The sequence below is a fragment of the Prauserella muralis genome (assembly GCF_003202285.1).
Taxonomy (GTDB): Bacteria; Actinomycetota; Actinomycetes; order Mycobacteriales; family Pseudonocardiaceae; genus Prauserella_B; species Prauserella_B muralis.
On record NZ_MASW01000006.1, the window covers coordinates 33205 to 54858 of the forward strand.

Sequence of the window (21654 nt, forward strand, 5' to 3'; positions counted from 1 at the left end):
CGCGGAGTCCTGGCCCGTCGCCGGACGTGGAGGGGTTGTCTTGCCACACGACCAACAGTGGCCCGAGTCGCACGCCGAGCAGACCGACGTCCTGCCGGCCGTGCCTGCCCACCCTGGGCCCGGAGCCGCCGAGCATTCCACCGAGACCACCCAGTACATCGCCGAGACCGCGCGGCACGACGAACCTACGCGCTACACGGCGGCCGCGCACCACCCGGAGGCCGCCGCCGAGACGACGCAGTACCTCGGCGCGCAGCAGGGAGCGGCCGACGTCCCGACGGAGCGGATCGCGGAGCACCCCGGCAACACCGGCGGCGAGCCCGGGGACGGCACGCCGGGCCGGAACCTGCGCAAGCCCGCGCTCATCGCCGCGGGCGTGTTCGGCGCGCTCGTGCTCGCCTACGGCGCCGACCTGCTCGTCACCAGCGGCGACGTGCCGCGCGGCGTCACGGTCGCCGGCGTGGAGGTCGGCGGCCTCAGCCACTCGCAGGCCGAGGACAGGCTGCGCCAGGAGATCGAGCCCAGGATGAACCAGCCGGTCTCCTACACCGCGGGTGACGTGCGCGACTCGTTCGACCCCAAGGCCGCGGGGCTCGCGCTGGACTGGCCCTCCACCCTGGAGCAGGCCGGTGACCAGCCGCTGAACCCCATCACCCGCATCACCTCGTTCTTCACCACCCGCGAGGTGGGGGTGGTGACGCAGGCCGAGCCCAACCAGCTCGAGAACGCCATGGCGGCCCTGCAGGAGAAGATCGATCACGAGCCCGTCGAGGGCAACGTGGTGTTCGAGGGCGCGCGCCCGGTGCCGGTGGAACCGAAGGACGGCCAGCAGCTCGACGTCGAGCGCGCGCAGGCGATCGTGCTGGACCAGTGGGCGGCGGGCAGGCAGCTGACCCTGCCCGTGAAGCGCACGCCGGTGACGATCACCTCCGACGCCGTGAAGACCGCGCTGGAGCAGGTGGCGCAGCCGGCCGTTTCGGCGCCGGTGGTGGTGCACGGGGAGGGCGCGGACGGCACTCTCGAACCCGAGGAGATCGCGGCGGGGCTGCACTTCAAGGCCGAGAACGGCGCGCTGGTGCCGGAGATCGACCGGAAGAAGATCGTCGCCGGGGTCGGCCCCGAGCTCGCCCACACCGAGAAGGAGGGCAAGGACGCCGAGATCGTCTTCGAGGGCGGCCAGCCCACCGTCGTGCCGTCGGAGGACGGCAACAAGATCCGCTGGGACGTCACGCTGAAGCCACTGCTCGACGTGCTCAAGCGGCAGGACAACCGGGAGCTCACCGCCACCTACGTGAAGCGGCCCGCCAAGATCACCACCGAGGATGCCAACAAGCTCGGTATCAAGGAAGTGATCGGGGAGTTCACCACCGGCGGCTTCGCCTCGGACTCGGGCGTGAACATCCGCCAGGTCGCCGCCGAGGTGGACGGCGCCATCGTCAAGCCGGGCGAGACCTTCAGCCTCAACGGCCACACCGGCCCGCGCACCGAGGCGCAGGGCTACATCCCGGCGGGCATCATCGAGGACGGCGCGCCGGGCAAGGCCGTCGGCGGCGGCATCTCGCAGTTCGCGACCACGCTCTACAACGCCGCCTACTTCGCGGGCATGACCGACGCCGGGCACCAGGAGCACAGCTACTACATCAGCCGGTACCCGGAGGGCCGTGAGGCCACGGTGTTCCAGAGCCCGGATGGCGCCAGCATCATCGACCTGAAGTTCACCAACGACAGCCCCACCGGCGTCGCGATCCAGACGATCTGGACGCCGTCGGACATCACGGTCCGGCTGTGGGGCACCACGCAGTACGAGGTGGAGTCGGTCACCGGGCCCCGCACCAACTTCGTGCAGCCGGAGGTCACGCAGGGTCCGCGGGGCGAATGCTCGCCCAGTGAGGGCGCGCCGGGCTTCACGGTCACCAACACGCGGATCCTCAAGGACCCGAACACGGGCGCCGTGGTCCGGCAGGAGCCGCGCACCGTGCGCTACAACCCGCAGAACAAGGTCGTCTGCGGTGGCCGGGGTGGCGACTGACCGTAGCCCCGGCCACCGCCCCGGCCACCCGGCAGGCCAAAACGGGTGGCCGCATCGGCCCCCGGCTGCCAAGCTGACAGGCGTACGTCCAGCGCCGCCCGACCGGAGGTTCCCATGCCCGACACCGCACCGCAGGCCGGCAACGGCGCCACACCCGAGGACGAGACCAAGCGCAAGTTCCGCGAGGCTCTCGAGCGCAAGCAGGCGAAGGCCAAGGCCGGGGCGGCGCACCAGGACGCGGGCCCGGCCAACGCCCACGCACACGGCCCGGCCGCGCAGAAGCGCAACTTCCGCCGCAAGAGCGGCTGAGCGCGCGCCCGTCCGAGGTCCCGCCTACAGCACGAACGTCTCCAGGTGGTCCACGACCGTGAACCGGCTGGCAGGGCTCGCCTGCGCCACGGCGGCTCGCAGCGCGGCCAGCCCGCCCCAGTCGTGGGCGGGTTCGGTCAGCGGGCGGTCGATGTCGTCCCAGTGGGTCGGCAGCACGTGCGGGGGGTGTCCGGCCGCCGCGAGCAGCCGCGGCACGTAGTCGTGCACCGAGTCCCCGCCGGGTGGCAGCAGCACGACGTCCGGGCGCAGCCGGGCCACCTCCGACTCGACGTAGTTGGAGCCGCCGAAGTCGACCACGCTCGCACCGGTCGCCGTCGAGGCCACCTCGTAGGCGAGCGTGCCGCCCTCCACGAGATCCTCGATCGTCCGGGGCCTGCGCGGCGGCCTGCCGGGCCGGGTGCCCGCGAACGCCACCCTCGCGCGCGGGCCGGTGGCCGAGTGCAGTGACCGCAGCACGCGGATGGTGTAGCCGTCGAAACGCAGGTACTCGCCGCCCGTCGCCACGGCGAGCTGATCCTCGGGCGCACCGAGGGCCAGCATCAGGTTCAGGTGGGTCTCGGTGCCGATGACCGTCGCCCCCGTCCTGCGCGCCAGGTAGGGCACGTCGGTGATGTGGTCGTAGTGCCCGTGGGTGACGAGGATGTGGTCGGCGCGCAGCTCACCGCTGTCGACATGGCGATCGATGAGGTCGGTGTCGACGCGGATCGGGGTACGCGGGTCGGCACCCTCGTCGCTGTAGGTGCCGGTGTGGAAGCGGGTCAGCCATGGGTCGATCAGCACGGTCGCGGTGCCCTCGCCGCGCGGCACGCGGATCTCCCAGCTGTTGTTGCCCCACCAGCGCAGCCACAGCCCGGTACGCGCCGGGCGCGCCGGGGCGGCCGCGCTCGCCGCCGCCGGCGTCGCGGCCCCGGCCAGCGCCGCGGCCGCTCCCGCGGAGACGCCGAACAGGCCCCTTCTGGTCATTCTGTTGTCGTCCATGTCCGACACCTGATCACGGCCGTGGCCGCACTGTCCAAGACCGACAGTGCCGATGTTCGATATGCCAACCGATATCGTCGCAGCGTGGACCCCTTGCGTGCGCTGCGGTACTTCGTCGCCGTGGCCGAGGAACGTCACTTCGGGCGGGCCGCGGAACGCCTCGGCATCGCCCAGCCGCCGCTGAGCCAGCGGATCCGCAGGCTGGAGCGCGACCTCGGCGCGGAGCTGTTCGACCGCGGGCGGCGCGTCGAGCTGACCGAGGCGGGGCAGGTGCTGCTCGCCGAGGCGCGCGACCTGCTGGCCCGCTGGGACCGGCTGACCAGCCTCGTGGGCAAGGCCCACCGCGGCGAGATGGACGCGCTGCGGGCGGGGGTGCCGCCCGAGCTGCCCGGCCGGGTGCTCGCGTCGCTGCTCACGGCGTTCGCGGCCGAATGCCCGGGGGTGCGGCTCGACCTGCACGAGCTGACCACGACCGAGCAGGTGCGGCTGCTGGCCGACCGGGAGCTCGACGTCGCGCTGCTGCAGCATCCGGTGGACGTGCTCGGCTTCGAGCTGGGCCCTGTGGTGGAGACGCCGCTGGGCGTGGTGCTGCCCCGCGACTCGGCGCTGGCCGCCAGGGCCGAGCTGGCACTGGCCGACCTCGCCGGGCACGGCCTGGTGCTGTTTCCGAGGGCGGCCGCGCCGGGGCTCTACGACGCGCTGCTGCGCACGTGCTGGGAGCAGGGGTTCCGTCCCGCGGCCGTGCACCACGCGCGCAACCCGGAGTTCGTGCTCGGCATGGTGCTCGCCGGGCACGGCGTGGCGTTCGAACCGGGAATGGTGGCTCGCAAGGAGCCGCGTGTGGTGTGGCGGCCGCTGGCGGAGCCGGGACTGAGCTGGCGGATGTCGTTCGCGTGGCCGGTAAGCAGCCCGCACCCGCAGGCGCGGCGGCTGGCGGAGGTCGCGGGCCAGGTACTGGCCGGGGACGGGATCTCGACCGTCACCACGCCGGCCGGGCGGCAGCTGCGGCCGTGGGATGTCGTCTACGGCGTGTCGCCGGAGACCGGCGGCGGGTGAACGGTCCCTGGCCCGCGCGCCCGCCGCAGCTCCTCGACGGCGTGGCGGGCTGCCGCCCCGATGGCCCGCTCGATGTCCGGGCGTGGCCGGGTGCCGCCGCCCCGGGTGAACACCGCGACCGCGTACCGGCCCCCGTCGGGGTAGTCGACCACCCCGATCTCGTTGCGCACGCAGGGCAGCGTGCCGGTCTTGCCCGCCACCGTGGCGTCCGGGGCGAACGCCGCGCCGAGCCTTGCCCAGGACACCTGCTGTGCCATCAGCGCGCGCACCTGCCGGCACGCCTGCGGGGGCGCCGCCTCGCCGGACCAGATCAGCGCGAGCAGCCGGGTCATCTCCATCGGCGTGCTCGCCGTGGTCCGAATCGGGTCGAGTGCCCGCGTGGCGAGCAGTTGCTCGTCGGTCAGTGTCGGAAAGCGCCGGGCGAACTCCGCGAGATCGGCGGCGCCCACGTCGGAGGCCATGGCGCGCACGATGTCGCGCGGCGGACCGGCGACGGTGGTGGCGCGCAGTCCCAGCTCGGCGAGCAGCGAGCGCACGTTGTCCACGCCGACACGGTCGAACAGCAGGTCGGCCGCGGTGTTGTCGCTGACCGTCAGCGCGAACCGCGCGACGTCGCGCAGGCTCAGCTCCACGTCGTCGGCGCAGCCGGCCGTGCCGGTGCCGCCGAGCCGATCGACCTCGCGGACCCGCACCCGGTCGGTGGGTTCGAGCTGGCCCTCGGCGACCTGGCGGGCGAACTCCAGCACGAGCGGCACCTTGATCACCGAGGCGAGCACCACCGGCTCGTCGGCACCGAAGCCGGTCTCCGCTCCTGTGCCGAGGCAGCGGGCGTGCACCCAGCCGTGCACGCCCGCCGCGTCGAACAGGTCCGGAATCGTCACGTGGTCAGGATGGACCGCAACCTCGGCACCTCGGCCATGCGGCGCTCGGCGAGCCGGTCGGCCGCGGTCACCGGCGGCACGCCCTCGGACTCGGCCAGCGCGAACACGCGCTTGGTGGTGTCGAACAGCGAGGTGACGCGGCGCTTGGCGCGCTCGAAGTCGAAGCCGTGCAGCTCGTCACTGACCTGGATGACACCGCCGGAGTTGACCAGGTAGTCGGGCGCGAACAGGATGCCGCGCTCGTCGAGCAGCTTCTCGACGCCGGGGTGCGCGAGCTGGTTGTTCGCGGCCCCGCACACGACCCTGGCGCGCAGCGCGGCGACCGTGTCGTCGTCCAGCACGCCGCCCAGCGCGCACGGCGCGAAGATGTCCACGTCGGAGCGCACGAGCGCGGCCTCGTCGGCGACGACCTGCACGCCGGGACAGGCGGCGACGGTGCGCTCGACCGCCCGCTCGGAGACGTCGGCGACGACCACCTCGGCACCGGCTTCGACGAGGTGCCCGGTGAGGATGTGCCCGACCTTGCCGACACCGGAGACGCCGACCCGCCTGCCGCGCAGGTCCGTGGTGCCCCAGACGTGCTCGGCGCTGGCGAGCATGCCCTGGAAGACACCGAACGCGGTGAGCACCGACGAGTCGCCCGCGCCGCCGAGGTCGCGCGAGCGGCCCGTGACGAACCGGCTCTCGCGGGCGACGACGTCCATGTCGGCGACGTAGGTGCCGACGTCGCACGCGGTGATGTAGCGGCCGCCGAGTGACTGCACGAACCGGCCGTAGGCGCGCAGCAGCGCCTCGCTCTTCCCGGTCACGGGATCACCGATGATGACGGCCTTCCCGCCGCCGAGGTCGAGCCCGGCCAGCGCGTTCTTGTAGGCCATGCCCTTGGACAGCGCCAGCACGTCGTCGAGCGCCTCGTGTTCGGAGGCGTAGGGGTAGAAGCGGGTGCCACCGAGGGCGGGCCCCAGTGCGGTCGAGTACACCGCGATGATCGCCTTGAGACCGCTGTGCGGGTCCTGGCAGAAGACAACCTGCTCATGGCCGCTCTCGCGGCCGAATACACCGTCGGTCACGGTCGTGACTCCTTTGTCGTCCGCGGCGCGGCTTGTGGTCGCGGCGCGGGGCCTTTGTCGGTTGTGCGCGGCCGGCGCCGGGGAGGTTGTCTCCGGCTGATCAACCACGTGCAGCTCAACTTAGGGCGCGGTGGCCGGATTTGCCACCGGCATCGGGCACCATCTGTGTTCGTGACCGATGAGCGACCTCTGCTGCTCCTGCTGCACGGCCTCGGCGCCAACCGCCACGTCTGGCGCGGCCTGGAACGACAGCTCTCTGCCCGCTGGCCCGGCGACTGGCTCGCCCCCGATCTGCCGGGACACGGCGAGGCCGCCGGCCTGGCCTGCTACTCGTTCGGCGGGATGGCCGCGGCGGTGGCCGACGCCGTCGTCCCCGCCGCCGGTGGCAGGCGGGTGGTGGCACTGGGCCACTCGCTGGGCGGGGTGCTCGCGCTGACGCTGGCGACCGGCTGGTTCGGGGTGCCGGTCGCGGCGGTGTGCGGGCTGGGCATCAAGGTGCGCTGGTCGTCCGAAGAGCTGGCCAGGGCCGCCGCGGTCGCGACGAGGCCGGCGCGGGTGTTCGGCAGCAGGCAGGAGGCGGCGCAGCGCTGGCTGCGGGGCGCCGGGCTCACCGGGCTTCTCGCCGAGCGCTCCGACGAGGATGCGGCCGTGGACGCGGGCGTCCGGCGTGACGGCGAGGGCTGGTCGCTGACCGTCGATCACCGCGCGTTCGGCGTCGGCGCGCCGGACATGACGGGGCTGCTCGCCGCGTGCCGGGCCGAGGTGGTGCTCGCCGCCGGGGAGCATGACCCGATGTGCCCGGCCGAGCACCTGCGCGACCTGCGGCCCGACCCGGTGGTGCTGCCGGGGCTCGGGCACAACGCGCACGTGGAGGACCCCGCGGCCCTGTGGCCGCTGCTCGACCGGCTCGCCGCGGCCTGCTGAGTCACAGCTCGGCGCGCACCGCCCAGAGGTCGGGAAACACCGGCGAGGACAGGGTGGTGCGCAGGTAGGCCGCGCCGGAGGAGCCTCCCGTGCCGGGCTTGTCGCCGATGGTGCGCTCGACCATCTTCACGTGCCGGTAGCGCCACTCCTGCACGCCCTCGTCGAGATCCACAAGGTGCTCGCAGACCGAGGCGGGCCCGGCGTCGTCGCGGTAGACCCGCAGCAACTCCCGCTGCACCGCGTCGGAGGGTCCCGCGGGCTGCGTGACGTCGGGCCGGGCGGGGGTGTCGTAGCCGTGGGCGCGCAGGTAGGTCAGGAACGAGTCGAACAGCGACGGCCGCGCCATCGCGGCGGCGATGCGCTCCCGCGCCTGGCTGCCCTCGGGATAGTGCTCGAACACGGCGCGCTCGCGCCTGCCGAGCACGGCCTCCAGCTCGCGGAACTGACCGGACTGGAAGCCGCTCGCCGCGTCCAGCCGCGCGCGGAACGTGGTGAACTGGCTGGGTGTCATCGTCTCCAGCACGTCGATCTGGGCGACCACGACCTTGAGGATGGTCAGGACGCGGCGCAGGGTGCGCACGGCGTGCGGGGTGTCGCCGTCCTCCAGCCTGCGCTGCAGGTACGCCAGCTCGTGCAGCAGCTGCTTGAACCACAGCTCGTAGACCTGGTGGATGACGATGAACAGCAGCTCGTCGTGTTCCGCCGACCGCGGGCGCTGCGCACGCAGCACCTCGTCGAGCGCCAGGTAGGACGTGTACGTCAGCGAGGCGTGCTGCTCGTCACCGGCCATGCCCGCGAGCTTAGCGCCGGGTCGCCGGCGCGGGCCGTTAGCGTGTCCCGCCATGGAGGACACCATCGCGCCGGTGCTCGATCAGCTGGACCGGCAGGACCCCGGTGAGGTCGCCGGGGTCTACCTCTGCGGTTCCGCCGCCACCTCGGGCCTGCGGCCGGACAGCGACGTCGACCTGCTCCTGCTCACCCGCCGGTCGCTCACCACGGCCGAGCGCGCCGCGCTGGTGTCGCTGCTGCTGGAGGTGTCCGGGTGGCGGGGACACGCGGGCCGCTTCCCCGATGCCGCCGGACGCCGTCCGATCGAGCTGACCGGCATCGTCGCCGACGACGCGCGGCGGCTGAGCGCGTGGCCCCGCCGCGACTTCCAGTACGGCGAGTGGCTCCGCGCGGACCTGGTGCACGGTCACCTGCCGCGGCCGGCGCACGACCCCGACGTCGTGGTGCTGCTCGCCGCCGCCCACACGGCGCACCGGGTGCTGCGCGGGCCCGTGCTCGGCGACGTGGCCGGACCCGTCGATCGCGCCCTGCTGCACCGTGCGGTGCTGGCCGTCGTCCCGGACCTGCTGGAGGACATCGACGGCGACGAACGGAACGTGCTGCTGACTCTCGCCCGGATCCTCGTCACGCTGGAGACCGGCAGGATCGTATCGAAGGACGCCGCGGCCGAGGCGGTGGCGCTCACGCTCACCGGCACCGACCGCGAGCTGCTGAAGCGTGCCAGTGCGGGCTATCTCGGCGCCGCTCGCGACGACTGGACCGGCCTGACCCCGCGCGTGCGGGCGCTGGCTCACGCCCTCGCCGAGCGGGCCGGGCGGCACGGCTGACCGCCACGGCCCCGTGACGTCAGCGTCGCGTGTCCGCTGTCGGCGTCGCCGTGGTGGCCGTCGGTGTCGCCGTGCCGGCCGTCCGGGGCAGGAGCACGGCGTCGGTGCCGAGCGCGGCGTGCACGGCCGCCTCGGCCAGCGCGGCCAGTTCGGCGCGGTCGCGCGCGCGGCCGGGCGCCAGCTCCGGGCACACGAACAGCTCCAGCACCAGTCCCCGCAGCCGGGACACCCTGCGCAAGGACGCGATGAGCGACTCGGGGCCGATGAACGCGGCCCGGGTCGTCTCGCGGCCGTCGGCGAGCCGGTAGCGCAACGCCACCGGCCGCACCGGCACGCCGCCGTCGATGGCCGCCTGGAACGCGGCCGGCCGGAACCGGCCGGACGCGCGCCCGCACCAGGTGGTGCCCTCGGGCGTCACGTTGACCAGCGAACCGCCGCGCAGCGCCTCGGCCAGCTCGCGCACCGTCGCGGGCAGGGTGGAGAGCCGTTCCCGGTCGAGGTAGAGGGCGCCGGAGCGGGAGACGAGCCCGCCGAGCACCGGCCAGCCCGCGATCTCCTTCTTGGCCAGCGCCCGCATCGGGCGCACGGCGTTGATGCCGATGATGTCGAGCCACGAGATGTGGTTGTTCACCACGAGTGCCCCGCGGCCGGCGCCGTCGAGGCTGCCGTGCACGACGAGCCGCACTCCGAACGCCACGAGCACGCCCCGGAAAACCAGCCGCACGAGGCGTTCCCTGGCAGGCCTGCGCAGGGCGACAAGCGCAGGCGCCACCAGCAGCGCGAGCGGGACCACCCCGGCCGCGGCGGCCAGCCGCGCGGCGCGGCGCGCGGGACCCACCTCTGGGTCGCCGGAGGTCAGGCAACCGTCGCCGCACGGCGAGGCGGGCATCCAGGCGTGACTCACAGGTCGGCCCCGAGGAAGAACTTGAGGTAGCGGGCGTCGACCTGCTGCAGGTCCAGCAGCACGAAGAAGTCGGCAACGCCGAAGTCCGCATCGTGCGCGGGCGGCCCGCAGACCCGCGCGCCGAGACGCACGTACCCGCGCAGCAGCGGCGGCAGGGTGGGCCGCACGGGCCTGGGCACGTCGTCGGCGCGCCATGGGTGAAGCGGCGCCACCCGCTGGGAGGCGGGCGCGTAGTGCTTGGCGCGCACCAGGTCCCACACCCCGGCGGCGAGCCGGCCGCCGTCGGCGAGCGGCACCGACGCGCAGCCGGCCAGGTAGCGGTGCCCCGACAGCAGCATGTACCGGGCGATGCCCGCCCACACCAGGCTCACGACGGCACCGGTGCGGTGGGCGGCGTCGACGCACGAGCGCCCGGTCTCCACCAGCGAGCCGCGCAGCCCGGCGAGCGCGGTGAGGTCGAACTCGGTGTCGGCGTAGAGCTGCCCGGCACGCGCGGCCCGCTCCGGCGGCAGCATCCGGTAGGTGCCGACGATCTCGCCCGTGGCGTCGTGGCGCACCACCAGGTGGTCGCAGAAGGCGTCGTAGTAGTCGACGTCCACGCCGGGCACCCGGGATTCGAGGGCGGCGCCCATCTCCTCGGCGAACACGCGGTAGCGCAGTCGCTGGGCGGCGAGCACCTCGTCGTTGTCGTTGGCGACGAGCAGCGAGTACCCCGCCGCGTCCTCGCCCGTCCGGTCAGTGCTGACAAGTAGCTGCGACCGTGTCATGGACACGATCGTCGCGGCCGGAGGGAAACCGGGCGGGACTGCGGCCGTGACCGATGCGTGGACAGTGCGTGAATTACGAGCAGCCTGCCGGCGGAACCCCACGATGCCGGGCCGCGTCCCAGAGACACCGTCCATCCTGATCTTGCTGGAGGCGTCGTGCTGGGGAAACGCAGTGCCATTGCTTTGACCACCTCCGTGCTGGTCCTGGCGGTCGCCGCCTGCGGCAGCTCTGCGGAGGGCACCGGGGCCGGGCGCCCGGCCCCGGTGTCCGGCTCGGCGCCGGTTCCCCAGGTGAGCGTGCCCGAGGGCTTCGACAACACGCGCGGCTGGGCGATCCGGGAAGGAGCCGACGGGACGCGGTTCGCCAGGCCTGTCATGGCGCCACGCGCGGGGCTGGTCGTGGTGCGGGGCACGACGCACGACGGCCGCACCTCGCACGTCGCGGCGCACGACGCCGAAACCGGAACGGTGCGCTGGACCGGCGGGCCCGTGCCGCGTCCCGAGGGCAAGGTGGACGCGTTGCCGTTCGTCGTCAACGACGGTGACGACGAGTACGTCGTGCTCGCCACGAGCGGGACCGAGGGCGGGGACAACGGCCTCGACAAGGCCTCCGACGTCACGCGCCTCCACGTATACGACGCGGACTCGTCGGGCGACGACGTCGCCGCCCGGCACGAGATCACGGTCCCCCACACGGCGAGCGGCTACGAGTTGGGCAGCGACGGCACGTTCCTCGTCCGATACCGGAACGGCGCGACCGTGGTGAACGTGGGCACCGGCGAGACGACGCCCTACGACGGCGACGAGCGGATCCAGGCACCGCGGGAATGCGGTCAGCTCATCGGCTCGTGCAACGACCGCGCGCACGTCGTCGGGGTGACGGTGAACGGCCCGCTCGTCCAGGGCACCGAGGCGTTCTGGGTGCCGGGCGGCTGGTTCAGCGACGACGTCGTCCCGCCCGGCGCGAGCCCCCGGGAGGGCTCGGCCACGGTCGAGGTGGCAGGCAGCCCGGACGGCGAGTCCGTGGTGGCGGCGTGGCCCGTGCGGGAGGGAATCTCCGGCACCCAGCGGGTGTGGGCCGTGCACGACGGGCGCACCGGTGAGGTCGTCGCGTCCGTCACCTGCGAGCAGCGCGGCGACGGCTACGGCAACCCCGTCGACGTGCGCCCGGCCCTCTCGGACAACGGGCGCTACCTGATCTTCGACCTCGTCGGATTCGACCTCGAGACAGGGGAAGGCCGCTGCTTCGGGGAAACCGACACGCGCCGCGAGATCCAGCTGACCTCGGTGGCCGACGACGGCACCGCCTTCGGCGACACCGGCGACACCCCCGTCGCCGTCTCGCTGACCACCGCCGAGGCGAGGCCACTCGGCGAGAAGACCGTGGTCCCGAGCCTGATCGGCGCGGGCGTGGGCGTCTTCTCCGAGGACGGCGGCGACGACTTGCTCGTCTACCCGAGGACGGACTGAGCGGGCGCGCCCGCGAACCCCGGACGCGGCCGAGGCCACCGGGACGGACCCGGTGGCCTCGGCTCAGGCGTCGCGTGGGGCCGCGCTCAGCCCTTGCGCTTGGCGACCTCTTCGGTCAGCTGCGGGGCGACGTTGAACAGGTCGCCCACCACGCCGAAGTCGGCGATCTCGAAGATCGGCGCCTCGGCGTCCTTGTTCACCGCCACGATCGTCTTCGACGTCTGCATGCCGGCGCGGTGCTGGATGGCGCCGGAGATGCCGAGCGCCACGTACAGCTGCGGCGAGACGGTCTTGCCGGTCTGCCCGACCTGGAACTGGGCCGGGTAGTAGCCCGAGTCGACGGCCGCACGGGAGGCGCCGACCGCGGCGCCGAGCGCGTCGGCCAGCTTCTCGACCACCTCGAACTTCTCCGCCGAGCCGACACCACGGCCGCCGGAGACGACGATCGTGGCCTCGGTGAGCTCCGGCCGGTCGCCGCCGACCACCGGCTCGACGCCGGTGATCCTGGCCGACTTGGCGGGGTCCACCGCGGGCAGCGAGACGGAGACCTCCTCGGCCGCGCCGTCGGCGGCCTCGGCCTCGACGCCGCCGGGGCGCACCGAGATCACCGGGATGCCCTTGGCGGCCTTGGACTTCACCGAGAACGCGCCACCGAAGATGGACTGGTCCACCGACCCGTCGCCGTTGACGCCCACGGCGTCGACGAGCAGGCCGGAACCCAGCCGCACCGCGAGCCTGCCCGCGATCTCCTTGCCCTCCGAGGTGGCGGCCACGAGCACGGCGGCGGGTGAGGCCTGCTCGGCGACCGTGGACAGGGCGTCGACCTTCGGCGTCACCAGGTAGCCCGCGGCGTCGTCGGACTCGGCGACGTAGACCTTCGCCGCGCCGTAGGAGGCCAGCGACTCCTTGACCTTGCCCGCGGTACCGGGAGCACCGACGACCACCGCGGAGGGCTCACCCAGCGTGCGGGCGGCGGTCAGCAGCTCGTAGGTGACCTTCTTGACCTCACCGTCGACGTGGTCGACGAGCACCAGTACTTCAGCCATGAGTTCGTCTCCTTGTCTCAGATGAGCTTCTGGGCCACGAGGTACTCGGCGACCTTCGTGCCACCGTCGCCGTCGTCCTCGACACGCTCACCCGCCGTGCGCGGCGGCTTCGGCGAAGCCTCCAGCACGGTCGACCACGCATTGCCGAGCCCGACCTCGCCGGAGTCGACCCCGAGGTCGGCGACCGTGAGGGTCTCCACGGGCTTCTTCTTGGCGGCCATGATGCCCTTGAACGACGGGTACCGCGGCTCGTTGATCTTCTCGGTGACGCTGACGATCGCGGGCAGGTTCGCCTCGAGGTGGGTGATGCCCTCCTCGGTCTCGCGGTCGGCCTTCACCGAGCCGCCCTCGACGGTCAGCTGCCGCACGTGGGTCAGCTGCGGCAGGCCGAGCAGCTCGGCGAGCATCGCGGGCACCGCACCGCCGCGGCCGTCCGAGGCCTCGTTACCGGCGATGACGAGGTCGACGCCCTCGACCTTGCCGATGGCGGCGGCGAGGACCTTCGCGGTGGCCAGCATGTCGGAACCGTGCAGCGACTCGTCGGAGACGTGGATCGCCTTGTCGGCGCCCATGGACAGGGCCTTGCGGATCGCGTCGGTGGCGCGGTCGGGGCCGACGCAGAGGACGGTCACCTCACCCTCGCCGGCCTCCTTGATCTTGAGCGCCTCCTCGACGGAGCGCTCGTTGATCTCGTCGATCACCGCGTCGGCGGACTCCCGGTCCAGAGTGTGGTCGCTCTCGGAGAGCTTGCGTTCCGAGTAGGTGTCCGGCACCTGCTTGACCAGGACAACGATGTTGGTCATGGATCTCCTTCGGCGCACGCAGGTCGTTACTGGGCGGTAGCGTATTGCCATTCGCGGCGCTTGGCGCGCCGAGGTGACCGCCTTCACCTGGAATGGCGATCTACTGGGACTATTGTCCCAATAGATCCGCGGCATCGCCAGGTCGTCGCCTTCCGGCCACCGATGATCTACCCCAGGTGTGCGTCCGAGGTCCGAAAGTCGCAACGCGCTACTTCTAATGGGTGGTTACAGGGGCTAACCTGCCGTCGTGCCCGTAGCAGTGATCACCGATTCGACCGCCTGCATCCCGGACCAGCTGGCGGCACAGTGGGGCATCGCGCTGGTCCAGGTACAGATCGAGGTCGACGGCCGCCTCGACGACGAGTCCCGGTTCGACCGCACCGAGCTGATCGAACTCCTCCGCGCCGGCCGGCCCGTCAGCACCAGACCACCCGACCCGGGCGCCTTCTTCTGGGCCTACCAGGACGCCGTCAGCGCGGGCGCCGACGCCATCGTCAGCCTGCACATCTCCGGCAAGCTCTCCGCCACCGTCGACGCCGCGCGGGAGGCCGCACAGCAGGTGCGCGTGCCGGTGTACGTGATCGACACCGGCACCACGAGCATGAGCCTCGGCTTCACCGCGCTCACCGCGGCCCGCACGGCCGCGGCCGGGGGCCAGGTGCAGCGGGTGCTGGACGCCGCGCAGCGCCGGTGCCAGGCCAGCAGCGAGCTGATCTACGTCGACACGCTGGAGTACCTGCGCAGGGGCGGCCGGATCGGCGCCGCGTCGGCCCTGCTCGGCACGGCGCTGTCGATCAAACCGCTGCTCACCGTCAGCGGCGGCCAGGTGGCACCACTGGCCAGGGTGCCGGGCAGCAGGCGGGCGCTGGCGAGGATCGCCGACCTGGCCGTTCAGCGGGCGGGTGAGGCGAAGGTGGACGTCGCCGTGGCGTGTGCGACGCCGTCGGACCGGGAGATGTCGATGGTGCAGCAGTTGCGGTCACGCATCCCCGGCATCAACGACATCCTGCTGGTACCCGCGAGCACCGTCATCGCCGCCCACGTCGGGCCGGGCGCGCTGGGCGTCACGGTGGCGCCGCTGGCGTGAACACCGAACCCACGCCCGGCCAGGTACGTTGGACGGACGACGCACTGGACGCATCGTCCCCGCCGAAAGGACCACGATGGCATCGCTGTTCAGCAAGGTGGCCCGGTTCGCCAAGTCGCCGCAGGGCAAGCGGATGATCTCGCAGGCAAAGCGCATGGCCAACGACCCACGCACCCGCCAGCAGGCCAAGGACACCATCGCCAAGCTCCGCGGCAAGGGAAAGGGCACACCACCGCCCCCGGCCCGGTGAGCGGGGCCGTTACCCTCCGGCAGTGACCACCGATCGGGCGCAGGCCCTGCACCTCACCGGCGAGCGGACAGTGCCGGGCGTACCGGAGGAAAACTACTGGTTCCGCCGCCATGAGGCGGCCTACCACGTGCTGCTGCCCTACTGCGCCGGGGCGACCGTGCTGGAGGCGGGCTGCGGCGAGGGCTACGGCGCCGCGCTCATCGCCGGGAAGGCCGCGCGCGTGCTCGCGGTGGACTACGACGAGCAGGCCACGGCCCACGTCGGGCGCCGCTATCCGCGAACCGATCCGGTGCGGGCGAACCTGGTGTTTCTCCCGGTCGGTGACGCCACGATCGACGTCGTCGCCAACTTCCAGGTGATCGAGCACCTGTGGGACCAGCTCGGCTTCCTGGCCGAGTGCCGCCGCGTGCTGCGTCCCGGCGGGAGGCTGCTCGTCACCACCCCGAACCGGCTCACCTTCACGCCCGGCTCGGACACGCCGCTCAATCCCTACCACACCAGGGAACTCGCACCGTCCGAACTGGACGAGCTGCTGCGCGAGGCGGGATTCGCCGTCGAGCGGCTGCACGGCCTGCACCACGGCCCCGCCGTGCGGGCACTCGACGAGCGCTACGGCGGCTCGATCATCGACGCCCAGCTGGCCGTCGTCATGGGGCAGCTGCCGGGGCAGGCCGTGTGGCCGGAGCCGCTGCTGACCGACATCGCCTCGATCACGGCGGCGGACTTCACCGTCCACGGCGCCGATCTCGACGCCAGCCTCGACCTCGTCGCCGTGGCGGTGCGGCCGTGACCGATCCCGAGGGCACCTTCTGCCTCGTCCTGCACAGCCACCTGCCGTGGCTGGCACACCACGGCAGCTGGCCGGTGGGCGAGGAGTGGCTGTACCAGGCGTGGGCGCATTCCTACCTGCCGGTGGCCGACCTGCTGCGCCGCTTCGCCGACGAGGGCAGGCGTGACGTCCTCACGCTCGGCGTCACCCCGGTGCTCGCCGCCCAGCTCGACGACCCCTACAGCCTGCGCGCCTTCCACGACTGGCTCGGCGACTGGCAGCTGCGCGCGGAGCACGCGGCGACGCTGTGGCGCGGCCGGGAGCTGCTGGCCGACCTCGCCGCCGCCGAGCACCGCACGGCCTCACGCTCGCTCGAGGACTTCGAAACCCGGTGGCGGCACGGGTTCTCCCCCATCCTGCGGTCGCTTGTGGACTCCGGCATCGTCGAGCTGCTCGGCGGGCCGCTGACGCATCCGTTCCAGCCGCTGCTCGACGAGCGGGTGCGCGACTTCGCGCTGCGCGCCGGGCTCGCCGACACGGCCCTGCGGACCGGCCACCGCCCCGAGGGCATCTGGGCACCGGAATGCGGCTACGCGCCGGGCATGGAGGCCGGCTACGCCGCTGCGGGAGTGCGCCGGTTCCTCGTCGACGGCCCCTCGCTGCGTGGCGACACCTCGGCGGCCCGCACGGTCGGCGCGTCCGACGTGGTGTGCTTCGGCCGCGACCTGGAGGTGACCTACCGCGTCTGGTCGCCGAAGGCGGGCTACCCCGGCAACGGCGCCTACCGCGACTTCCACACCTGGGCGCACGAGGTGGGCCTCAAGCCGTCGCGGGTCACCGGCAAGCACATCGCACCGGAGGACAAGGCGCCCTACGACCCGGCGCTCGCCGCCGACACGGTGCGCCTGCACGTCAAGGACTTCGTGGACACCGTGGTGTCCCGGCTCCGGGAGCTGCGGGCCCGGCACGGCCGCGAGTCACTGGTGGTGGCCGCCTACGACACCGAGCTGTTCGGGCACTGGTGGCACGAGGGGCCCGCGTGGCTGGAGGGCATCCTGCGGGCGCTGCCCGAGGCCGGAGTCCGGGTGACGACGCTGCGCGGCGCCGCCGAGGCCGGGCACGTGGCGGGGCCGGTGGAGCTGCCCGCCTCGTCGTGGGGCTCCGGCAAGGACTGGCGCGTGTGGGACGGCGAGCAGGTCGGGGACATGGTCCGGGACAACGCCGCGCTCCAGCGGCGGCTGCTCGCCCTGCCGATCCCCCGCGACGTCCGCAGCCCGGTGCTGGACCAGGTGGTCACCGAGGCCCTGCTCGCACTGTCCAGCGACTGGGCGTTCATGGTCACCAAGGACTCCGCCGCCGACTACGCGCGCAGGCGCGCCCGCGAGCACACCGAGCGCTTCGACGAGCTGGCGACGCTGGTGCGGGCGGGGGACCCGGCGGCGGGCGTGCGGGCCGCGCAGCTGCGGGCGCTGGCCCACCCCTTCGGCAGGCTCGACGCGCGGGGACTGGCCTGAGCGAGCGCGAGCCGCGTCACCCACGCAGGTGGAGCGCGTGACCATTAGCGGTATTCACGGTCTCGTGCCCGGGACATGCGTGCTCCACTTCCACTATGGAAGCTTCAGCCGTATCCCGCCGCTTCCGTCTCGTCGCCGCGCTGCTCGCCTGCCTGGTCGTCCTCGTGCCGACGACGGCGGCGAGCGCCACGGAGGCCGGCCCCAAGGGGCAGGTCAAGGTGCACGCCAAGGCCGAAAAGGACGTCGTCAAGGCGGGTGAGAAGGTCAAGATCAAGGGCAAGCTCGACGTCGTGCCCGGCGCCCGCTCCGACTCCGGCGGCCTGGAGCCGGTGATCGTGCAGAAGCTGCAGGCGGGCGTGTGGGTGGACGTCAGCACGGGCTGGTGCAGGCCCAACGGCGGCTTCTCGCTCAGCCTGAGCTTCAGCCTGTCGGCCTCGCTGTCGTTGCGCGTCTACCACCCGGAGACGCACCTCTACGCCTCGGCCTACTCGGGAGTGTTCGGGCTCGTGGTGGTCTGATCGCCGCCCGCGGCGATCACCGCGCGGTTGCGCTCGGCCGCCGCCTCCGGGTCCAGCTTCACCACCCTGCGGTCGTAGGTGAGCAGGCCGTTGACCTCGTTCTCCACGTCCGTCGTCTGGGTGTAGATGGCCCCGGAAAGGCCGAGCGCCCGCACGACCTCCTCCAGCTCTGCGCTCACCTCCGTGTAGCGGCGGGTGAGCTCCTCCCGGCTGCCGGTCATCTCGTAGGCCAGCGGGTCGCCGGGCCAGACGTGTCCGTCGAGTACCAGACCCAGCCCGCCGTACTCGCCGTCGACCGTCGCCCGGCCGTCCCGCACCAGCGGCCGGCCCGGCCCGACGTAGGTGTGGTCGTCGTAGATGTCGCCCGCGCCGGAGTCGGGATGCGAATGGCAGCAGTTGACGCCGCTGTCGGCGACGACGAGCCGGGCCGGGTCGGCCGCCTTCACCTCCTTGGCGAGCCGGGCCGTGTCGTATTCGCCCCAGCCCTCGTTGAACGGCACCCACACCACGATGGCCGTGCAGCTGCGCAGCTGGGCGAGCATCTCCCACAGCTCGGCCTCGAACCGCTCCCGCGCCCGCGTGACGGGCGGCGCCTGCGGGCCGGGCGGGTTGTCGAGCACCACCGGCAGCGACGGCATGTCCTGCCACACCAGCAGGCCGAGCCGGTCGGCCCAGTAGTACCAGCGGGCCGGCTCGATCTTGGCGTGCTTGCGCACGGTGTTGAAGCCGAGCTTTCTGGTCACCTCCAGGTCGGAGCGCAGCGCCTCGTCGGTGGGCGCGGTGTAGATCCCGTCGGGCCAGTAGCCCTGGTCGAGCGGGCCGTGCAGGAAGGTCACCCGCCCGTTGAGGGCGATGCGCGGCCTGCCCTGCGCGTCGGCGACCAGCCCGATCGAGCGCAGGCCCGCGTAGGAGGCGGCCTCGTCGAGGACGCGGCCCTCGCCGTCGAGGACGCGCACCGTGAGGTCGTAGAGGTACGGGTCGTCCGGGCTCCACAGCCGCGGGCGCGGGATGTCCAGCCGCACCCGCTCCCCCGGTGCGCCGGTGACTTTGGCGACCTCGGCACCGTCCCGTTCGGAGGCGACCACCTCGACCCGCTCGCCGCCAGTGGCCCGGACCGTGATGTCGAGACCCGCCGTGTCGGAGCCGATCTCCAGCGAGGTGACGTGCACGTCGGGCACCGCCTCCAGCCACACGGTCTGCCAGATGCCCGACGCGCCGGTGTAGAGGATGCCCTCGGGCCGGTTGGCCTGCTTGCCGACGGGGAAGGTGCCGCTGTTGCCGGTGTCGACGGCCCGCACCACGATCTCCTGCTCGCCCTCGGGGCGCAGCGCGGCGGTGATGTCGGCGCTGAAGGCCGTGTAGCCGCCCTCGTGCTCGGCCACGAGCTGGTGGTTGACCCACACCGCGGCCTGCTGGTCGACGGCGCCGAAGTGCAGCAGCACCCGCCCGGTGAGCCAGTCGGCGGGCACGTCGAACGTGCGCCGGTACCACAGGCGCTCGGCGCGGCGGCCGATGCCGGACAGCAGCGACTCCGGTGGGTAGGGCACGAGGATCCGCTCGCCGCGACGCTCGGGCTCGCCCGGGAGACCGCTGGTGAACTCCCAGAGCCCGTTGAGGCTGCGCCAGCGGGGGCGCACGAGCTGGGGGCGGGGGTGTTCCGGCAGGGGGCTGTCCGGGCTGACCTGCGACGTCCAGGGCGTGGACAGCGATAGTTGTGTCGGCATCGGCATCGATGTTGGCAGACGAACACCGGATGCGTCGCGGCGAACGAGGCGACTGGTGAGTAACCTCCAGTCATGCGCGTGCTGATGCTGTCGTGGGAGTACCCGCCGGTGGTCGTCGGGGGCCTCGCCCGGCACGTCCACGCGCTGGCCCGGCACCTGGTCAAGGACGGCCACGAGGTGGTGGTGCTGTGCAGGCACGCCGCCGGCACCGACGCCGAGACTCACCCGACCACGGATCGCCTGGTCGAGGGGGTGCGGATCATCCGCGTCGCCGAGGACCCGATGCACGTCACGTTCGAGCGGGACCTGGTGGCGTGGACGCTCGCGATGGGCCACGCCATGGTCAGGGCGGGAACGGAACTGCTGCGCACGTGGCGGCCCGAGGTGGTGCACGCGCACGACTGGCTGGTGACGCACCCGGCGATCGCGCTCGCCGACGCGGCGCGGGTACCGCTGGTGGGCACCATCCACGCCACGGAGGCCGGCAGGCATTCCGGCTGGCTGTCCCATCCGCTCAACCAGCAGGTCCACTCGGTGGAGTGGTGGCTTGCCAACCGCGCCGACGCGCTCATCACCTGCTCGCAGGCCATGCGCCGGGAGGTGGCGCACCTGTTCGAGGTGCCCGCCGAGGGCATCACGGTGATCCACAACGGCATCGAGGAACGCACCTGGCGGGTCCCGGCCGAGGAGATCGCCCGCGCCCGGCGCACGCACAGCCCGGCCGACGCCCCGCTGCTGCTGTACTTCGGCAGGCTGGAGTGGGAGAAGGGGGTGCAGGACCTGCTGGACGCACTGCCCGCGATCCGCACCAGGCACCCGGGCACGCGGCTCGTCGTGGCGGGCAAGGGCAGGCACCTGGACGAGCTGGTCGAGCAGGCGCACCGGCTGGAGGTGACGCAGGCGGTCGACTTCGTCGGCCACCTCACCGACCGGGAACTGCGCGCCGTGCTGGCCGCGGCCGACGCCGTGGTGCTGCCCAGCCGCTACGAGCCGTTCGGGATCGTGGCGCTGGAGGCGGCGGCGGCCCGCAGGCCGCTGGTGGCCTCGACGGCGGGTGGGCTCGGCGAGGTCGTCGTGGACGGCGAGACCGGGCTGGCGTTCACGCCGGGCGACGTCACCGCCATCGCGGACGCCGTGGACACCGTGCTCGCCGACGCCGACGCGGCGGGCGAGCGCGCATTGGCCGCCCAGTCGCGGCTGGCCGCCGACTTCGACTGGGCCCGCATCGCCGCCGCCACGGCCGCCGTGTACCGCCGCACCCGCATCGGGGAGCCGCAGACCCTCGGCCGCCCCAAGATCGCCACGGGCAACGCCTTCGAACCGTAACCCTCGCCGCAAGCTCCCCAATGCCACATTTGTTCCATCCAGTGGAGCCAATGCGGCATTCGCTCCATCCAGTGGAGCGAATGCCGCATTGGGGAGCTTTGTGTCGGCGGCACGGCTAAAAGATCGGGAGAAGGGTTCCTCGTTCGGCTTCCGGGCGGGGGCCGAAGATCCGGCGGTCGGCCTCGGTGATCGGCACGTCATTGATGCTCGCCTCGCGGCGGCGCATGAGGCCGTCGTCGCTGAACTCCCACAGCTCGTTGCCGTAGCTGCGCCACCACTGGCCGCTGCTGTCGTGGCATTCGTACTGGAAGCGCACGGCGATGCGGTTGCCCCGGAACCCCCACAGCTCCTTGCGCAGCGCGTAGTCCAGCTCGCGCTCCCACTTCTGGCGCAGGAACTCCACGATCTGCTCGCGCCCAACGACGTGGCGGTCGCGGTTACGCCACACCGAGTCCTCGGTGTAGGCGAGCGCCACCCGTTCCGGATCGCGCGTGTTCCAGGCGTCCTCGGCCGCCTGGACCTTCTGCGCGGCCGTGGTCTCGTCGAACGGGGGAAACGGGGGTCGCGGCGCCATGAGCGCTCCTCTCGAACC

Annotated in this window: 22 protein-coding genes; 12 read left to right on the plus strand and 10 right to left on the minus strand. The window is 72.8% G+C overall.

Translation table 11 applies throughout. The features are described 5' to 3' along the window. The first annotated feature begins 40 nt into the window (after positions 1 to 40). Positions 41 to 2029, plus strand: a complete 1989-nt coding sequence (locus tag BAY60_RS25405) for a VanW family protein (RefSeq protein ID WP_112283644.1) — start codon at positions 41 to 43, stop codon at positions 2027 to 2029. A gap of 114 nt (positions 2030 to 2143) precedes the next feature. Beyond that, positions 2144 to 2338 (plus strand): DUF5302 domain-containing protein, encoded by a 195-nt coding sequence (locus tag BAY60_RS25410; protein WP_112283646.1) that lies wholly within the window; start codon positions 2144 to 2146, stop codon positions 2336 to 2338. A gap of 24 nt (positions 2339 to 2362) precedes the next feature. Here the strand turns inward: BAY60_RS25410 and BAY60_RS25415 are convergent, their stop codons facing one another. Further along, positions 2363 to 3337 carry an MBL fold metallo-hydrolase gene (locus tag BAY60_RS25415; RefSeq protein ID WP_211330466.1) on the minus strand — a complete coding sequence of 325 codons (975 nt, stop codon included), beginning with the start codon at positions 3335 to 3337 and terminating at the stop codon, positions 2363 to 2365. An 84-nt stretch (positions 3338 to 3421) separates the two neighbouring features. On the opposite strand from BAY60_RS25415, the gene BAY60_RS25420 reads away from it, so the two are divergent. Beyond that, positions 3422 to 4393 carry a LysR family transcriptional regulator gene (locus BAY60_RS25420; protein WP_112283648.1) on the plus strand — a complete coding sequence of 324 codons (972 nt, stop codon included), beginning with the start codon at positions 3422 to 3424 and terminating at the stop codon, positions 4391 to 4393. On the opposite strand, the gene BAY60_RS25425 is transcribed toward BAY60_RS25420, so the two are convergent. Beyond that, the gene (locus BAY60_RS25425; RefSeq protein WP_112283650.1) at positions 4360 to 5274 is read right to left on the minus strand and encodes a serine hydrolase; all 915 of its coding nucleotides are present in this window, start codon (positions 5272 to 5274) and stop codon (positions 4360 to 4362) included. The genes BAY60_RS25420 and BAY60_RS25425 overlap by 34 nt on opposite strands. Further along, entirely contained in the window at positions 5271 to 6344 is a 1074-nt protein-coding gene (locus BAY60_RS25430; protein ID WP_112283652.1) for a Glu/Leu/Phe/Val family dehydrogenase, read from the minus strand. Before BAY60_RS25430 ends, BAY60_RS25425 begins: the two co-directional genes overlap by 4 nt. Before the next feature lie 171 nt (positions 6345 to 6515). Between BAY60_RS25430 and BAY60_RS25435 the strand changes: the two genes are divergently transcribed. Next, on the plus strand, positions 6516 to 7268 hold the full coding sequence (locus tag BAY60_RS25435; RefSeq protein WP_245992808.1) for an alpha/beta fold hydrolase: 753 nt from the start codon (positions 6516 to 6518) through the stop codon (positions 7266 to 7268). Position 7269: 1 nt separating this feature from the next. Here BAY60_RS25435 and BAY60_RS25440 read toward each other — a convergent pair whose 3' ends face one another. Continuing rightward, positions 7270 to 8058, minus strand: a complete 789-nt coding sequence (locus BAY60_RS25440; RefSeq protein ID WP_112283653.1) for a tryptophan 2,3-dioxygenase — start codon at positions 8056 to 8058, stop codon at positions 7270 to 7272. Positions 8059 to 8110: 52 nt separating this feature from the next. Here BAY60_RS25440 and BAY60_RS25445 point away from each other — a divergent pair, with 52 nt between their 5' ends. Further along, positions 8111 to 8884: an aminoglycoside adenylyltransferase domain-containing protein gene (locus tag BAY60_RS25445; RefSeq protein ID WP_112283655.1), complete on the plus strand. Its 774-nt coding sequence runs from the start codon at positions 8111 to 8113 to the stop codon at positions 8882 to 8884. Positions 8885 to 8903: 19 nt separating this feature from the next. Here BAY60_RS25445 and BAY60_RS25450 read toward each other — a convergent pair whose 3' ends face one another. Together BAY60_RS25450 and BAY60_RS25455 are read right to left on the minus strand one after the other, a co-directional pair. Further along, the gene (locus BAY60_RS25450; RefSeq protein WP_112283657.1) at positions 8904 to 9788 is read right to left on the minus strand and encodes a lysophospholipid acyltransferase family protein; all 885 of its coding nucleotides are present in this window, start codon (positions 9786 to 9788) and stop codon (positions 8904 to 8906) included. Continuing rightward, positions 9785 to 10555 (minus strand): GNAT family N-acetyltransferase, encoded by a 771-nt coding sequence (locus BAY60_RS25455; RefSeq protein ID WP_112283659.1) that lies wholly within the window; start codon positions 10553 to 10555, stop codon positions 9785 to 9787. Before BAY60_RS25455 ends, BAY60_RS25450 begins: the two co-directional genes overlap by 4 nt. 183 nt (positions 10556 to 10738) lie before the next feature. Here BAY60_RS25455 and BAY60_RS25460 point away from each other — a divergent pair, with 183 nt between their 5' ends. Beyond that, positions 10739 to 12025: a hypothetical protein gene (locus tag BAY60_RS25460; RefSeq protein ID WP_112283660.1), complete on the plus strand. Its 1287-nt coding sequence runs from the start codon at positions 10739 to 10741 to the stop codon at positions 12023 to 12025. Positions 12026 to 12111: 86 nt separating this feature from the next. On the opposite strand, the gene BAY60_RS25465 is transcribed toward BAY60_RS25460, so the two are convergent. Both BAY60_RS25465 and BAY60_RS25470 read right to left on the minus strand, forming a co-directional pair. Continuing rightward, on the minus strand, positions 12112 to 13071 hold the full coding sequence (locus BAY60_RS25465) for an electron transfer flavoprotein subunit alpha/FixB family protein (protein WP_112283662.1): 960 nt from the start codon (positions 13069 to 13071) through the stop codon (positions 12112 to 12114). Positions 13072 to 13088: 17 nt separating this feature from the next. Further along, positions 13089 to 13874, minus strand: a complete 786-nt coding sequence (locus tag BAY60_RS25470; protein WP_112283664.1) for an electron transfer flavoprotein subunit beta/FixA family protein — start codon at positions 13872 to 13874, stop codon at positions 13089 to 13091. 247 nt (positions 13875 to 14121) lie between these two features. On the opposite strand from BAY60_RS25470, the gene BAY60_RS25475 reads away from it, so the two are divergent. The 5 genes from BAY60_RS25475 (at position 14122) to BAY60_RS25490 (ending at position 18012) form a co-directional block, all read left to right on the plus strand. Next, on the plus strand, positions 14122 to 14961 hold the full coding sequence (locus tag BAY60_RS25475; protein WP_112283665.1) for a DegV family protein: 840 nt from the start codon (positions 14122 to 14124) through the stop codon (positions 14959 to 14961). Positions 14962 to 15037: 76 nt separating this feature from the next. Then, complete coding sequence (locus BAY60_RS37300) at positions 15038 to 15211, plus strand: hypothetical protein (protein WP_170160552.1); 174 nt, start codon at positions 15038 to 15040, stop codon at positions 15209 to 15211. A gap of 22 nt (positions 15212 to 15233) precedes the next feature. Beyond that, positions 15234 to 16001, plus strand: coding sequence for a class I SAM-dependent methyltransferase (locus BAY60_RS25480; RefSeq protein WP_112283666.1), 768 nt, complete (start codon positions 15234 to 15236; stop codon positions 15999 to 16001). Continuing rightward, positions 15998 to 17494, plus strand: a complete 1497-nt coding sequence (locus tag BAY60_RS25485; protein WP_112283668.1) for a 1,4-alpha-glucan branching protein domain-containing protein — start codon at positions 15998 to 16000, stop codon at positions 17492 to 17494. The genes BAY60_RS25480 and BAY60_RS25485 overlap by 4 nt, the downstream gene beginning before the upstream one ends. 95 nt (positions 17495 to 17589) lie before the next feature. After that, positions 17590 to 18012 (plus strand): hypothetical protein, encoded by a 423-nt coding sequence (locus BAY60_RS25490; RefSeq protein WP_245992809.1) that lies wholly within the window; start codon positions 17590 to 17592, stop codon positions 18010 to 18012. Here BAY60_RS25490 and BAY60_RS25495 read toward each other — a convergent pair. After that, positions 17979 to 19736 carry a glycoside hydrolase family 2 protein gene (locus BAY60_RS25495; RefSeq protein WP_245992810.1) on the minus strand — a complete coding sequence of 586 codons (1758 nt, stop codon included), beginning with the start codon at positions 19734 to 19736 and terminating at the stop codon, positions 17979 to 17981. The genes BAY60_RS25490 and BAY60_RS25495 overlap by 34 nt on opposite strands. Positions 19737 to 19808: 72 nt before the next feature. Here BAY60_RS25495 and BAY60_RS25500 point away from each other — a divergent pair, with 72 nt between their 5' ends. Beyond that, the gene (locus BAY60_RS25500; protein WP_112283671.1) at positions 19809 to 21062 is read left to right on the plus strand and encodes a glycosyltransferase family 4 protein; all 1254 of its coding nucleotides are present in this window, start codon (positions 19809 to 19811) and stop codon (positions 21060 to 21062) included. 115 nt (positions 21063 to 21177) lie between these two features. Here BAY60_RS25500 and BAY60_RS25505 read toward each other — a convergent pair whose 3' ends face one another. Further along, the gene (locus tag BAY60_RS25505; RefSeq protein WP_112283672.1) at positions 21178 to 21636 is read right to left on the minus strand and encodes a nuclear transport factor 2 family protein; all 459 of its coding nucleotides are present in this window, start codon (positions 21634 to 21636) and stop codon (positions 21178 to 21180) included. Positions 21637 to 21654 lie beyond the last annotated feature (18 nt).

Coding starts and splice junctions, on each gene's coding strand:
- BAY60_RS25440 (WP_112283653.1), bottom strand. CDS start 8,058: ATGGCCGGTGACGAGCAGCACGCCTCGCTGACGTACACGTCCTACCTG.
- BAY60_RS25445 (WP_112283655.1), top strand. CDS start 8,111: ATGGAGGACACCATCGCGCCGGTGCTCGATCAGCTGGACCGGCAGGAC.
- BAY60_RS25495 (WP_245992810.1), bottom strand. CDS start 19,736: ATGCCGACACAACTATCGCTGTCCACGCCCTGGACGTCGCAGGTCAGC.
- BAY60_RS25500 (WP_112283671.1), top strand. CDS start 19,809: ATGCGCGTGCTGATGCTGTCGTGGGAGTACCCGCCGGTGGTCGTCGGG.
- BAY60_RS25410 (WP_112283646.1), top strand. CDS start 2,144: ATGCCCGACACCGCACCGCAGGCCGGCAACGGCGCCACACCCGAGGAC.
- BAY60_RS25415 (WP_211330466.1), bottom strand. CDS start 3,337: ATGGACGACAACAGAATGACCAGAAGGGGCCTGTTCGGCGTCTCCGCG.
- BAY60_RS25470 (WP_112283664.1), bottom strand. CDS start 13,874: ATGACCAACATCGTTGTCCTGGTCAAGCAGGTGCCGGACACCTACTCG.
- BAY60_RS25465 (WP_112283662.1), bottom strand. CDS start 13,071: ATGGCTGAAGTACTGGTGCTCGTCGACCACGTCGACGGTGAGGTCAAG.
- BAY60_RS25505 (WP_112283672.1), bottom strand. CDS start 21,636: ATGGCGCCGCGACCCCCGTTTCCCCCGTTCGACGAGACCACGGCCGCG.
- BAY60_RS37300 (WP_170160552.1), top strand. CDS start 15,038: ATGGCATCGCTGTTCAGCAAGGTGGCCCGGTTCGCCAAGTCGCCGCAG.
- BAY60_RS25455 (WP_112283659.1), bottom strand. CDS start 10,555: ATGACACGGTCGCAGCTACTTGTCAGCACTGACCGGACGGGCGAGGAC.
- BAY60_RS25490 (WP_245992809.1), top strand. CDS start 17,590: ATGGAAGCTTCAGCCGTATCCCGCCGCTTCCGTCTCGTCGCCGCGCTG.